General features: G+C 62.9%; 16 protein-coding genes. 6 read left to right on the top strand and 10 right to left on the bottom strand.

From position 1 onward, the window contains the following. Nucleotides 1-65 precede the first annotated feature (65 nt). Nucleotides 66-1007, top strand: coding sequence for a metallophosphoesterase (locus UP09_RS24445; protein ID WP_044540846.1), 942 nt, complete (start codon nt 66-68; stop codon nt 1005-1007). A 15-nt stretch (nt 1008-1022) separates the two neighbouring features. On the opposite strand, the gene UP09_RS24440 is transcribed toward UP09_RS24445, so the two are convergent. From UP09_RS24440 to UP09_RS24430, 3 genes are all read right to left on the bottom strand, one after another. Continuing rightward, complete coding sequence (locus UP09_RS24440) at nt 1023-1946, bottom strand: sterol desaturase family protein (protein ID WP_197082733.1); 924 nt, start codon at nt 1944-1946, stop codon at nt 1023-1025. A gap of 257 nt (nt 1947-2203) precedes the next feature. Further along, entirely contained in the window at nt 2204-2458 is a 255-nt protein-coding gene (locus tag UP09_RS24435) for a hypothetical protein (protein WP_245302206.1), read from the bottom strand. 113 nt (nt 2459-2571) lie between these two features. After that, a complete protein-coding gene (locus UP09_RS24430) occupies nt 2572-3585 on the bottom strand; it encodes a 1-aminocyclopropane-1-carboxylate deaminase (RefSeq protein WP_044540844.1) in 1014 nt (337 codons plus the stop codon). Nucleotides 3586-3745: 160 nt separating this feature from the next. Between UP09_RS24430 and UP09_RS24425 the strand changes: the two genes are divergently transcribed. Continuing rightward, entirely contained in the window at nt 3746-4210 is a 465-nt protein-coding gene (locus UP09_RS24425; RefSeq protein WP_044540843.1) for an Lrp/AsnC family transcriptional regulator, read from the top strand. Between the two features lie 232 nt (nt 4211-4442). Here the strand turns inward: UP09_RS24425 and UP09_RS24420 are convergent, their stop codons facing one another. Beyond that, entirely contained in the window at nt 4443-4685 is a 243-nt protein-coding gene (locus tag UP09_RS24420) for a hypothetical protein (protein ID WP_044540842.1), read from the bottom strand. 301 nt (nt 4686-4986) lie between these two features. Here UP09_RS24420 and UP09_RS24415 point away from each other — a divergent pair, with 301 nt between their 5' ends. Beyond that, complete coding sequence (locus UP09_RS24415) at nt 4987-5193, top strand: hypothetical protein (RefSeq protein ID WP_044540841.1); 207 nt, start codon at nt 4987-4989, stop codon at nt 5191-5193. Between the two features lie 32 nt (nt 5194-5225). Next, complete coding sequence (locus tag UP09_RS24410) at nt 5226-5405, top strand: hypothetical protein (protein ID WP_044540840.1); 180 nt, start codon at nt 5226-5228, stop codon at nt 5403-5405. Here the strand turns inward: UP09_RS24410 and UP09_RS24405 are convergent. Next, entirely contained in the window at nt 5402-6799 is a 1398-nt protein-coding gene (locus tag UP09_RS24405) for a serine hydrolase domain-containing protein (RefSeq protein WP_245302177.1), read from the bottom strand. The genes UP09_RS24410 and UP09_RS24405 overlap by 4 nt on opposite strands. A gap of 366 nt (nt 6800-7165) precedes the next feature. Between UP09_RS24405 and UP09_RS24400 the strand changes: the two genes are divergently transcribed. Continuing rightward, nucleotides 7166-7972, top strand: coding sequence for an NAD-dependent protein deacetylase (locus UP09_RS24400; protein ID WP_197082732.1), 807 nt, complete (start codon nt 7166-7168; stop codon nt 7970-7972). 6 nt (nt 7973-7978) lie between these two features. On the opposite strand, the gene UP09_RS24395 is transcribed toward UP09_RS24400, so the two are convergent. The 5 genes from UP09_RS24395 to UP09_RS24375 form a co-directional block, all read right to left on the bottom strand. Next, nucleotides 7979-8275 (bottom strand): hypothetical protein, encoded by a 297-nt coding sequence (locus UP09_RS24395; protein WP_044540838.1) that lies wholly within the window; start codon nt 8273-8275, stop codon nt 7979-7981. Further along, nucleotides 8272-8550, bottom strand: a complete 279-nt coding sequence (gene minE, locus UP09_RS24390) for a cell division topological specificity factor MinE (RefSeq protein WP_044541192.1) — start codon at nt 8548-8550, stop codon at nt 8272-8274. The genes UP09_RS24395 and minE overlap by 4 nt, the downstream gene beginning before the upstream one ends. Beyond that, entirely contained in the window at nt 8550-9365 is an 816-nt protein-coding gene (minD, locus tag UP09_RS24385; protein ID WP_044540837.1) for a septum site-determining protein MinD, read from the bottom strand. Before minD ends, minE begins: the two co-directional genes overlap by 1 nt. Before the next feature lie 20 nt (nt 9366-9385). Next, the gene (gene minC, locus UP09_RS24380) at nt 9386-10096 is read right to left on the bottom strand and encodes a septum site-determining protein MinC (protein ID WP_044540836.1); all 711 of its coding nucleotides are present in this window, start codon (nt 10094-10096) and stop codon (nt 9386-9388) included. Between the two features lie 121 nt (nt 10097-10217). Next, complete coding sequence (locus tag UP09_RS24375; protein ID WP_044540835.1) at nt 10218-10712, bottom strand: Lrp/AsnC family transcriptional regulator; 495 nt, start codon at nt 10710-10712, stop codon at nt 10218-10220. A 140-nt stretch (nt 10713-10852) separates the two neighbouring features. On the opposite strand from UP09_RS24375, the gene UP09_RS24370 reads away from it, so the two are divergent. Next, the gene (locus UP09_RS24370) at nt 10853-12232 is read left to right on the top strand and encodes a flavin monoamine oxidase family protein (protein ID WP_082070264.1); all 1380 of its coding nucleotides are present in this window, start codon (nt 10853-10855) and stop codon (nt 12230-12232) included. Nucleotides 12233-12402: the final 170 nt, after the last annotated feature.

Genomic DNA, 12402 nt, shown 5'->3' with positions numbered 1-12402 from the left:
TTTCCGCGCCCTCATCACGCGTGATAGTGTCACGCGAGCCGCACCCGCGGTGCGGACGGACGACGATGACCGAGGGAGACTTGCAGGGATTGATCGAGCGGATCGGCGCCGACCATGTCGCGCGCCGGCTCGCGGTCGAGACCGAGCACGAGGCGCAACTGTTCGGCCAGGGTACGCTGCTGTTCAATGTCGAGAACTGGCAGCTCGCACCATGGATCGTCGAAGGCGCACTCAAGGCCGCGGGCCTCTATGGCCGCGCGCGGCGCAATGCGGACCGTGTCGAGCTGAGGCGGAACATCGTGACGTCAGCCAACCTGCCGGCGAGCTTCGACGGCTTCACAATCCTGCAGCTCAGCGATCTTCACGCCGACATCAGCACAGGCGCCATGCGGCACCTGACGAGTTTTGTCGGCGACATTGCGTGCGACATCTGCGTGCTGACCGGCGACTATCGCGGCAAAACCTTCGGTCCGTTCGACACAAGCCTCGCGTTGATGACGGAGCTTTGCGCCCGGCTGAGGCCGCCGCTCTACGGCATCCTCGGCAATCACGACAGCATCCGCATGACGCCGGCGCTGGAGGCGATCGGGATCCGGATGCTGTTCAACGAATCCGAGACGATTGCACGCGGCAGTGACACCATCCATCTCGCCGGCATCGACGACGCGCATTTCTATCGCGCCGACGACATTGCGAAGGCAGCTGCAGGAATTCCACGCGATGCGTTCTCGGTGCTGCTGGCACATACGCCGGAGTCGTATCGTGCGGCGGCGCAGGCCGGCTTCGATCTCATGCTGAGCGGCCACACCCATGGCGGCCAGCTCTGCCTGCCCGGCGGCATCGCGATCAAGCTGGAGGCGCGGCTGCCGCGCCGGATGGGCGCCGGCCCCTGGCGTTTTGAGCGTCTCGCCGGCTATACCGCAACCGGCGCCGGCACCAGCCTCGCGCCGGTGCGGCTCAACTGCCCGGCCGAGATCACGCTGCACACGCTGCGGCGGTTCGAATAGGACGCCGGAGCAATTCTAGTCGGCCTTGATGTCGAAAGGCATGCTCTTGCCCAGACCGGCGCCGCGCGCCAGCCAGCCGACGATCCGTGCTCGTCTTGCTTCGACCCACAGGGTCGCCAGCCGTGCCCATTCCAGCAGCGGCCACAATGTCAGCTTCACAACGTCGTTGCGCGGTATACCCGCGGCGCCAACAGGTGCATCGCATGGTCCTGGGACGCGATAGGTGCCAAACATCCAGTCGAAGAACGGAAAGATGTTGGCGAGGTTCTTGCCGTGAGCCTCCGGCACATCGGCATGGTGCCAGCGGTGAAAGCGCGGGGAGGCGATCAACAAGCGCAGCGGACCATGGCCCCAGTCGACATTGATATGGACGTAGACGTTGTGGAACGTCACGAAGAGTGCACCGATACCGATTGCGTCGGCGGGCATGCCGAGCCACGTCAGCAAAATGGTATAGGAGCCCCACATCACCAACGCCTCCAGGATGTGGATGCGGTATGTCGTCAAGCCGTTGACGACAGGGTCGGAATGATGGATCGCGTGCACCGGCCACAGCCATTTCAGATGCATGGCGCGATGATTCCAGTAATTGGCGAAATCCTGAGTCACGATGGCGATGGCGCTGAGCAGCCAGAGCGGCAATCCCTCCCAGACCGAGCCTGGCACGCTCGGTATTCCGAGCAATGCATAAAGCGCCTTGAAATGCTCCGACAACAGCCACACAGCGGGCGTCAGCAGGATGTTGATGAGGAAGATGGCGAGCGTCGCCGTCACGCTTTCGACCGCATCGACCGCACGGCGCGGCCAGGACGATCGCCAGCCCATGTAAGCAGCCAGCAGCAGAAGCAGGGCAGCGAAGATCAATTGCTTGCCGGGATCGGAAACCGCGCCACGCCAAGCCTCGAACACGAACGTGCTGGTATTGACTATGTTGTCCACGTGACCCGCATCAGTCCGGACGCAAAGCCGGCGCAGACCCATTGCGAAGCCAAGCCGGCAGTGCAGTTTTTAGCGGGATTTGCCTTAAGGCCGGGTGAATCGATACCTCGGTTTTGGTGACAGTCCTGGACCGCACCCCCTCCATCTAACTGCTCGGCGCGGTGATGGCGCTGCCGCAAGTTCACGTCACTGGTGCAGGCCGCATTGACTCGCCCTCGCGGCCCTTGCCAAGGTCACTCCGACGCCCCGACACGCGACTAATTCGGCTCTCGGACCGAGCTTGGCGCCGGCCGATTTGGCTGCCCGAGATCGCCGAGCCAGTACCCGGATGCGAGGGCATGGACGCCGACGCCGAGCAGGAAAATGCCGGCGTACAGATCGAACGCTCCGTTCATCGCCCAGAGACTGGAGCGCGGCAGGGTTGGATGGTGCTGATGGATCCAGAACCAGTGTCCGACGGCGGCGATGCCAATGCCGATAGCGGCAATGGCGCGACTGAGCGCATTCATCATCCTCAATGCAGGCCTCCTGGCTCGCCCGGCCCACAAGGATACCGAAACAAGCTGACACAAGCCTGACATGAGACGCCACAATGGGCGGGGGCAGGCCCCCGCCCGGCCGGGCTTTAGCCGTTGCGGAAGGCGTAGGCGTAGCCGTTGAGCGCCGGCGCGCCGCCGAGATGGGCGTAGAGCACCTTCGAGCCGGCGGGGAAGTAGCCCTTCTGCACGAGGTCCATCATGCCCTGCATCGATTTTCCCTCGTAGACGGGATCGGTGATCATGCCCTCGAGCCGGGCACAGAGGCGGATCGCCTCCTTGGTCTCATCCGACGGCACGCCATAAGCGGGATAGGCATAATCCTCGACCAGCACGACGTCGTCAGCGACGATGTCCTTGCCGAGTTCGACCAGCTTTGCGGTGTTCTGCGCGATCGACAGCACCTGCGCCTTGGTCTGCGCAGGCGTGAACGAACCGTCGATGCCGATCACGTTGCGCGCACGGCCGTCGGCGGCAAAGCCGACCAGCATGCCGGCATGGGTCGAGCCGGTGACGGTGCACACCACGATATAGTCGAACCTGAAGCCGAGCTCCTTCTCCTGCGCGCGCACTTCCTCGGCGAAGCCGACATAGCCGAGCCCGCCGAATTTGTGCACGGAGGCGCCGGCCGGAATAGCATAGGGCTTGCCGCCGGAAGCCTTGACCTCCTCGATCGCCTGCTCCCAGCTCTGGCGGATGCCGATGTCGAAACCTTCGTCGACCAGGCGCACGTCCGCGCCCATCACGCGGCTCAACAGGATGTTGCCGACGCGGTCATAAACGGCGTCCTCGTGCGGCACCCAGCTTTCCTGCACCAGACGGCACTTCATGCCGATCTTGGCCGCAACCGCCGCCACCATCCGCGTGTGGTTCGACTGCACGCCGCCGATCGAGACCAGCGTATCGGCATTGGAGGCGATCGCATCGGGAATGATGTATTCGAGCTTGCGCAGCTTGTTGCCGCCGAAGGCGAGCCCGGAATTGCAGTCCTCACGTTTGGCGTACAGCTCGACCTTGCCGCCGAGATGTTTTGAAAGACGATCGAGCTTCTCGATATGCGTCGGCCCGAAGGTGAGCGGGTAGCGCGCGAATTTTTCCAGCATGCTGGCATCCCCATTGATGATCTGGTGTTGGCAAATACCTATCACCGACGGCGCGAAAGGTGCTCTCTAACTCGGGCTAAGCCTTCTTCATCTGTTGCACCTATTTCTTATTTTGCTATGCTTTCTTTCACAAACGTCGCCAAATGTGAGAGATTCTTCCATGTCGGCCCGGCTCGATCGAACCGACCTCAAGATGTTGAGATTGCTGCAGAAGAACGGCCGGCTCAGCAACGCCGAGCTTGCCGATCAGGTCGGTGTCAGCCCCGCAACTTGCCATCGTCGCACGCAAGCCTTGTTCGACGAGGGCTTCGTCGGCAGCGTCCGCGCCATGGTCGCACCGCGCAAGGTCGGCAAGGGCACGCTGGTGATGGTCGGCGTCGTGCTCGACCGCTCGACGCCCGAGAGCTTCGCGAGCTTCGAGCAGGCGGTGGCAAAGCTGAAATGCGTGCTCGACTGCCACCTCGTCGCGGGCGACTTCGACTACTTCCTGAAGATCCGCGCCGGCGATGTCGATGACTTCAAACGCATCCACGGCGAGCAGCTGATCGCGCTGCCCGGCGTCCGGCAGACGCGCACCTTCTTCGTGATGAAGGAAGTGGTCGACAATGCCGCGCTGGAGTTTTGAGCCTCGAGCGAGATGACGTTTCTTCGAATCGTCATCCCGCTCTATCTCTTTGTTTTGAGCATGATCTTTTCGGAAAACCGCTACACACTTTTCCGGATCATGCTCTAGAGCGTTTTCAAGCGAAAGCCTGTCCCGGACTTGATCCGGGATGGATACCGGTTCGCGCCGGGAAAACGCGTCAAGACAAAGAATCTAGAGTTTCGGTTCTGATGCAATCAGAACCGATAATGCCCTACTTCGAGGCCTTGGTGATCTTGTGACCGAGATGGCCGGTCTCATGATCGCGGCGCAGCTGGCTCAACGACGTCTCGTTCAGATGAACCAGGATGTCGCTCAGCTTCTCCGTCTCGGGATAACCCGCCGCGAAACCAGGCCCGTAAATCTTGCGCAAGGTGCGCAGCGGCGTCTCGCCGTGCTTGCTGCTGATTTCGCCGTCGTGGTTACGGTGCCGGTTGTCGAGACCTGGCTTGCTCATGCTGCGCTCCCCTGTGTTTGTTGGCTGGCAGCATCCGCCTCCGGAGATCAAATGGCAATCGAAGCCGCAAAGGCTGGCGGGGAACCCGCCAAATGGGCTGACGTAGTCTGCGTCAAACCCAAGTATTCGATGGCTATTTGCAGCGTTTTCAGTCAATGTCGCTTACGTTCTCCCGCGTGCTCCGGAAAGGCTTGGCGCATCGATCACAGCAGCCATTCGCCTTCACGCCGGAAGGCCATCGCTCCATTGCGTCGCAGCACGGTCTACGTTAGAGCAACCCCTAAATCGCAGAGGTGGACAGATGTCATACGCCTACAAGCTGAACCAGGACGTTCGCCACCGGCCGCAGGGGCCGCAAGGTCGTGCAGAGGCCGAGCAGCCGATGGTCTACACCATCATTCAACGCATGCCGATCGAGGCGGACGGCCGGCTGCGCTATCGCATCAAGAGCAAGTCGGACAATGTCGAGCGCGTGGTGACCGAAGAGCAGCTTTCGTACTCGCAGTGAGTGTGCGCGCCGTGGTGGCCGGAGATTAAGTCGTGCTGAACGATCGAGAGAACATCCTGAGCGCGCTGCGCGAGAAGCCGCAAAAGGTCTACCAGCTCATGAAACGCGCCAATATTCCGAACGAGGAAGCCTGCCAAACCCTGCTGCTGAAAATGCGCGACGAGGGTCTGGTGAAGTTCGATATCCATAAGGGGCTGTGGAAGATCGGTTAGCCGCCCGCCACCCCTTCCGCCGAAGCCTCGCGCCCATTCCTCGCCTTGCCACGCAGCGTGGCCTTGTCGCCGTCGAAGGTGAACGTCCATGTCGACGCCTCGCCGAGCCCGATATACTGGAAGTCGACGACGAAGGTCTGCTCGTTCTGCCACGTACCTTTGGCGGCGCGAACACCGAGGAAGCCGGGTGTGCCCTTCCTGTAGAGGCCGTCGAGACCGATCGGCCCGTCGAGGCGACGCCGCGCCGGATCACCCGCTGAGGTCTCCACCTTGTAGTGCGGATTCTCATCGGTCAGAAAAAGCGCCAGCGATTTGATGCCCAGCGCATTGTCGGAAAATCTGTAGGTCTTGCCCGAGATCACGGACGCGGTCGCGGGCGTGGCGCCGACCTTCGTTGCCTTCTCGATGGAGACTTCGTCGATCGCCTTTACCAGTTGATCGGTCGCCGCCGAATTGACCGGCAACGCCTGATCGGACCGGACGGCACCTGAGATATCATCGGCCAGTTTGCCGAACGGACAAAAATCCCTGGCTGTCATCACCGCGACGATGTCCCGTTCGGGCAACACCATGATCACCTGGCAGTGGTACCCGACAGCCATATAGAGGTGCTTGTCGGGGATGGCCCAGAACTGGTTGGCATAGCGCAGCGCAGGATCAAATCTCGCGTTCATGCTGATGGTGGCATGGCCGACGGCATCGAGGAAGTCTGATGGCAGCAGCCGCTTGCCCTCCCATTCGCCGTTGCGCAAATAGAGATAGCCGATCTTCGCCATGTCCCGCGGACGGAGCGCGAGCCCGAATCCTCCGATCGAGAGCTGTTGCGGATCCCAGCGCCAGAACGGACGAGCGATCCCGAGCGGACCGAACAGCCGCTCATTGGCATAATCCGCGGTGCTCCTGCCGGTGAGCTTGCTGACGATCGCGGACAGCAGATGCGAATTTCCGCTGTTGTAATAGAAGACCTCGCCCGGCGCATGCGCCATCGGGCGGTCCAGGATGAACTGGACCCAATCGGGGCTCACGCCGAGGTCTCGCATCGACTGTTCCCGACCGCCCTCAAACCCCTCGTCCCAGTCGAGGCCGGATGTCATGTTGAGCAGGTTCTGGACCGTCATGGCCTTCTTCCGCTCGTCGACGTCAGCAACGCTGCGATCGGACAACAAATCCAGCACCGGGTGGTCCAGGCGATCCAACAGTCCGTCCTTGTAGATCATCGCCGTCAGCGTGCTGACGACCGCTTTGGTGGTGGAATTGACGGCGTGCGGGATATCGGCGGAATAGGGCGCGTAGTAGGCATCGAGCACGATCCTGCCGTGGCGCGCGACGAGCAGGCTGTCGAAGCTGCGCGTCGTTCCGAACGCGACCAGTCTGGCGAGATCAGCCGAATCCATGCCCTGCTCCTCGGGCGTGGAGGTCTGCCATTGAACGGTCGGCCAGATCGTCGCTGTGCCTTGCCCATTGGCCGCACCGCAACATACTGATGCGAGCAGGATGAGCCCACCCAGTGCGGCTCTGATCCGTGACAAAAGCCCGACAACGAGAGCATCCAGCTGCATATTCCGCTCCTGGTTGGGATCAGCCCGCGCACGCAAATACCACAAGCGGCGGCCGTTTCGCTACACAACTTGCGGAAATGCATTCAGGCACGGATCGTGCGAAACCATGCTGAGCATGGATCGCGACACCGCAATCCATCTCGTCGAGACCGACAGCTCCGGCCGCTGGCGAAGCCGCCCCGGCCGCACTAGATGTGCTCCATGCAACATCGCTCGCTCAAGGATTTCGTCGACAGGCACACCCGCCTGTTTGTCCTGACCGGGGCCGGCTGCAGCACCAATTCCGGCATTCCCGATTATCGCGACAGCGACGGCAACTGGAAGCGGACGCGGCCGGTCACCATCCAGGCATTCCTCGGCGAGGCCGGCACCCGTCAGCGCTATTGGGCGCGCAGCCTGATCGGATGGCGGCGGTTCGGCCGCGCCGCGCCGAACGACGCCCATCGCGCGCTCGCCAGCCTCGAAGCGCAGGGCCGCTGCGAGCAGCTCGTGACCCAGAACGTCGACCGGCTGCATCAGGCCGCGGGCAGCCGGCAGGTCATCGACCTGCACGGGCGGCTCGATGTGGTGCGCTGCCTCGGCTGCGCCGCGACGATGCCGCGCGAGCAATTTCAGGGCGAGCTGTCGCGACTCAATCCCGCCTGGCTGGCGCTCGATGCCGCGGACGCGCCTGACGGCGACGCCGATCTCGATCACGCGGACTTTTCGTCCTTCGTGGTCCCGGCTTGCGAGGCCTGCGGCGGTGTTCTCAAACCCGACGTGGTGTTCTTCGGCGAAAATGTCCCGCGGGACGTCGTCGGGTCAGCACAGGCCCATCTGGAGCGGGCCGACGCCATGCTGGTCGTCGGATCCTCGCTGATGGTCTATTCCGGCTTCCGCTTCGTGCAGACGGCGGCACAGCGAGGGCTGCCGATCGCCGCGGTCAATCTCGGCCGCACCCGGGCCGACGATCTGCTCACGCTCAAGGTCGAGGAGCAGTGCGAGGCGGCACTTTCGTTCTTGCTGTAGATGCCCTTACGCGCGGTGGCGCTGCGGCCTCGCGTTCACCGGGCTGGCGCTCCAGTGGGTCCAGCTCACGCTGGCGAGGCTGCCGCGATCCGTTGCCAGCGGCCGCCGGGTCCGGCGCTCATATTCGGCGATGCAGCGGCCGGACTCGCCGATCTTGCGCTGCAATTCGGCGATCGTCATCTGCGCGCTGCGGCCGCAATTTGCGACGCCTTGCTGATTGACCTCGAGCTCCTTCAAGGCCGCGCGAAGCTTTTTGAGCTGCGCGCGTTGCCAGGCGATGTGACTATTGCTGTCTGCAGTCATGTGGCCGCCACCATCATTGATCGTTGCACGCCGTTGGGCACCTCGATGTCGACCTCGAGCATCGAGACGAACTTGCCGCGGTCCATCCGGACCACGACCTTGTCGGGATCGAGGTCGATATGCTTGGACACCACGCCGAGGATTTCCGCGCGAAGAAGTTCCAGAAGGTCAGGCGTACCACTCCGGCCGCGCTCATGCGCGAGCAGGATCTGCAGCCGCTCCCGCGCCACCGGCGCGGACGCGTCTCGGCCGCCGAACAGCCGCATCAGGTTCATCATGCCGCCCTCCGTCGCAGCAGCCGATCCATCAGGCCCCTGCGCTCGACCGGCACCGTCATCGCCACCGTCTCGCCCATCAGCCGGCGCACCGCGTCCATATAGGCCCGCGCCGGCAAGCTTTCGGCGTTGTTCAGCGTGACCGGGCATCCGACGTTGGAGGCGCGCAGCACGTCCTGGCTTTCCGGCACGATGCCGAGCAGCGGCGTGGCGAGGATCTCGAGGATGTCGTCGATCGAGAGCATTTCGCCGCGTGCCGCGCGGGCGCTGTCGTAGCGGGTGATCAACAGATGCTTCTCGACCCGCTCGCCACGCTCGGCGCGGGCCGTCTTGGAATCCAGCATGCCGATGATGCGGTCGGAGTCGCGGACCGACGAGACTTCGGGATTGGTGACGATGATGGCTTCATCCGCGTAGCGCATCGCAAGCGTCGCGCCGCGCTCGATGCCGGCCGGACTGTCACACAGGATCCAGTCGAACTTGGTCCTGAGGTCGTCGATCACCCGCTTGACGCCCTCGTCGGTCAGCGCATCCTTGTCGCGGGTCTGCGATGCCGGCAGCAGCCAGAGGTTTTCCAGACGCTTGTCGCGGATCAGCGCCTGCGAAAGCTTTGCCACGCCCTGCACAACGTTGATGAGATCGAACACGACCCTGCGCTCCGCGCCCATCACGAGATCGAGGTTGCGCAGGCCGACGTCGAAATCGATGACGGCGACGCTCTGCCCCAGTTGCGCGAGGGCAGCGCCGAGCGCGGCGGTCGACGTCGTCTTTCCGACCCCGCCTTTTCCTGAGGTCACGACCAGCACTTTGGCCATTCTCTTCTCCTTGTGGTCGATCAGTTCAATGGTGTGATTTTCAGCATTTCGCCGTCGAGCCACGCCTGGGCGGGCCGGTTGCGCAAGCTGTCGGAAATCTCTTCGGCGGTCTGGTAGTAGCCGTCGATGGCCAAGAGCTCGGCCTCGATCTTCTGGCAGAAGATCCGGGCCGCCGCGTTGCCGTTGATGCCGGCCATCGCGCGGCCACGCAGCGTGCCGTAGACATGGATCGAGCCACCGGCCACGATCTCGGCGCCGGAGCCGACCGAACCGAGCACGGTAATGTCGCCCTCGGCAAACACGATCGATTGGCCGGAGCGCACCGGGCTCTCGAGCAGCAGCGACGGCAACTTGGCCGGGGTGTTGGACTGGGCCTTCGCCTGCGGGACATGCGGCTCGACCTGGGTGACGACGCACGACCGCCCGCCGGTCAAGAGCGGCGGCATGTTGGCGGTGAGCCTCGATTCGTCGACGCCTTCGATGCCGAGCACGCGGATGTTGCGTTGATCGAGACTTCCGACGAGATGCGCGATCGCGGCCTGGCTGAGGTCGACGGACGCCAGATCGAGCACGACAGGCTTGCCGGCAAAGAAGCCGGGCGAGCGCGCCAGCGTTGCATCGATGTCCGCAAGCCAGTCAACGATCGGCACGACCGGGGAGAAGACGAACGCGACATAGGACCGGCCGCGCATGCGGACCTGTTGACGTGATGCCTGCTGAATAGCGTCCATCGCCCCTGACTCGGTTGTCTTGTCGAATGGTTAACATTCGGCATCCATGGTTAATCATTGGTTAACGCCGTCAGTGTTTTCACGGATTTGGGCGAAGCATGTGTTCGGGGGATGAGGTGAACTAGGAGGCGCCCGACCCGCCCAAGGGTAACGCTCCTCCGGCCAGATAGCTGCGCATCGCAAAACTGGACCGGATGTCTCTGATGGCGGTCAAAGAGAGAAGTTGCCGGAGCACGGTGGCTTCGTAGGTTGCCATATCGGGGACAACGACTTCGACAAGGAAGTCGACATCGCCCGAAACCAGATGGCACGCCACGACTTCCGGCAACGCAAGCACGGCGTTGACGAACGCGTCGGCCTGGTCTTGCGCGTGACGTTCGACCCGTACGCCGGCAAAGACCGTCAACCCAAGCCCGACCGCGGCACGGTTGAGAACCGCCCGATATCCCTCGATGACGCCGGCCTCCTCGAGCAACCTGACCCGTCGCGAACACGGGGACGGTGAAAGCCCGACCCGATCGGCAAGCGTGAGGTTCGGGATACGGGCGTCGTTCTGGATCTCCCGAAGAATCTTCAGGTCGATTGCATCCAGCGATTGATTGGCAGAATTGCTCATGTTTAGCTCGCAAATGTACCAATTGTGCCAATACTCGCGTGTCTGACGACCATCTTTAGCACCCTTGTCATCAACCTGTGAGCTAAAATGCCCTCACAGGGGTGCGTCCCAACGCGACCAGAGACAGAGAGCGACGCGCGATGTCTGCAAAACCACAGAGACTTCGACAGACCGGCAAGCGGCAAAAGATCCTGGTGGCGGGCGCCGGAATGAGCGGCCTGGTCGCGGCGCTCGAACTGGAGCATGTCGGCCACGACGTCACCATCATCGAAGCCCGCGATCGTGTCGGCGGGCGGGTCCACACCCAGCGGGGAAGTGACGGCACGCCAATCGCCGAGGCGGGAGCCGGCCGCATCCCGCGTTCGCATCATTGGACGCTGGACTATATCAGCCGCATGGGCCTGACGCTTCATCCGCTCTATCCGCCGAAGCTGACGAATCTGGCATTCGTCAACGGACAGCGATGCTCGCTTGATTCCGGTACCGAGCTTGCACAGGCCGTGGCACTGCCGGAGAACGAGCGCGCGCTCGGCTACCCGGGGATCGTCAAGACATACCTTCTCGACAATTTGGACAGGCTGCTTGCGGCCGGCGTCATCGACACGCCGGCGTGGCCTCCGGAGCAACTGGCCGACCTCGATCGGCTGAGCCTTCCGGACTATCTGGCCGAACGCGGCCTGTCGCAGGCGGCCATCAAGCTCCTCACCCTCGGCGCGTTCCCCACCGCGATTTCGCCGCTGATGCTGTCCCGGGTCCTGGCACATTACGACCGAGACGGTTTGTCGATCATCGAAGATGGCAACGACAGCCTTCCGAAAGCCATCGCAGCACGCCTTCGGGGCGACATCCTGCTCGGTACGCCTGTTCTGGCGGTCAGCCAATTTTCGGATCGTGTCGAAGTCACCGTCGTCAGAGAGGGTCGTACGACGACGATGACAGCGGATGCATTGATCTGCACGATTCCGTATTCGGTTCTGCCGACCGTCACATTCGAGCCGCTGCTCAGCCCGGCGAGGCGGCAAATCCTCGCGGAGATGCGATACGTCAAGGTGGCCAAAGTTGCCTTCCGAATGCGCTCCCGCTTCTGGGAGGCCGATCACCTCAGCGGCTTTGCCCAGCTCGACACCGGGGCCGAGATCTGGAGTCCACAGTGGCCGAGCAACGGTCATCGGGGCGTGCTTCAGCTCTATCAGCAGGGCGATCGCGTCACTGAGATGGATGCCTTGAGCGAGCCGGATCGGATGCGGTGGGCGATCGAAAAGATCGAGGAGGTCTTCCCGGGAGCCGAGCGGCACGTTGAGGAATCCGTCAGCTATTCCTGGCAGCTCGACCCCTGGGCGCGCGGCGCCTACGGCATTCCCTACCCTGGAGATCTTTTCAAATGGAAGGGACGGCTCGCGAGACACGAAGGACGCATTCATTTCGCCGGCGAGCACACCTCGGAATACCCTGCATGGATCGAGGGGGCGGTACGCTCGGGCCATCGCGCTGCAAGCGAAGTCAACGAGGCAGGTAGCTGAGCGTACCGCGCATATGTTCACGCCACGATCCGCACCAGCGTTGCACCGCCGCCGGCAACCGAGACACAGGCCGGATAGCGACCTTTAGCCGCTTCAGCGATTTACCGAATGATAAGCATCACTGAACGGAAAGCGCCGGCAATCGAAGCAGGCGGCAGGAACGTCAGCTT

It is taken from the genome of Bradyrhizobium sp. LTSP885 (assembly GCF_000938305.1).
GTDB lineage: Bacteria > Pseudomonadota > Alphaproteobacteria > Rhizobiales > Xanthobacteraceae > Bradyrhizobium.
The sequence above is the reverse complement of the archived record's forward strand: the minus strand, read 5'-3'. Positions and strand labels throughout refer to the sequence as shown.

Excerpts from the sequence above, each read along its gene's own strand:
- UP09_RS24445 (WP_044540846.1), top strand. The coding sequence starts at position 66 with ATGACCGAGGGAGACTTGCAGGGATTGATCGAGCGGATCGGCGCCGAC.
- UP09_RS24435 (WP_245302206.1), bottom strand. The coding sequence starts at position 2,458 with ATGATGAATGCGCTCAGTCGCGCCATTGCCGCTATCGGCATTGGCATC.
- UP09_RS24430 (WP_044540844.1), bottom strand. The coding sequence starts at position 3,585 with ATGCTGGAAAAATTCGCGCGCTACCCGCTCACCTTCGGGCCGACGCAT.
- UP09_RS24425 (WP_044540843.1), top strand. The coding sequence starts at position 3,746 with ATGTCGGCCCGGCTCGATCGAACCGACCTCAAGATGTTGAGATTGCTG.
- UP09_RS24420 (WP_044540842.1), bottom strand. The coding sequence starts at position 4,685 with ATGAGCAAGCCAGGTCTCGACAACCGGCACCGTAACCACGACGGCGAA.
- UP09_RS24415 (WP_044540841.1), top strand. The coding sequence starts at position 4,987 with ATGTCATACGCCTACAAGCTGAACCAGGACGTTCGCCACCGGCCGCAG.
- UP09_RS24405 (WP_245302177.1), bottom strand. The coding sequence starts at position 6,799 with ATGGATTCGGCTGATCTCGCCAGACTGGTCGCGTTCGGAACGACGCGC.
- UP09_RS24400 (WP_197082732.1), top strand. The coding sequence starts at position 7,166 with ATGCAACATCGCTCGCTCAAGGATTTCGTCGACAGGCACACCCGCCTG.
- UP09_RS24395 (WP_044540838.1), bottom strand. The coding sequence starts at position 8,275 with ATGACTGCAGACAGCAATAGTCACATCGCCTGGCAACGCGCGCAGCTC.
- minE (WP_044541192.1), bottom strand. The coding sequence starts at position 8,550 with ATGAACCTGATGCGGCTGTTCGGCGGCCGAGACGCGTCCGCGCCGGTG.
- minD (WP_044540837.1), bottom strand. The coding sequence starts at position 9,365 with ATGGCCAAAGTGCTGGTCGTGACCTCAGGAAAAGGCGGGGTCGGAAAG.
- minC (WP_044540836.1), bottom strand. The coding sequence starts at position 10,096 with ATGGACGCTATTCAGCAGGCATCACGTCAACAGGTCCGCATGCGCGGC.
- UP09_RS24375 (WP_044540835.1), bottom strand. The coding sequence starts at position 10,712 with ATGAGCAATTCTGCCAATCAATCGCTGGATGCAATCGACCTGAAGATT.
- UP09_RS24370 (WP_082070264.1), top strand. The coding sequence starts at position 10,853 with ATGTCTGCAAAACCACAGAGACTTCGACAGACCGGCAAGCGGCAAAAG.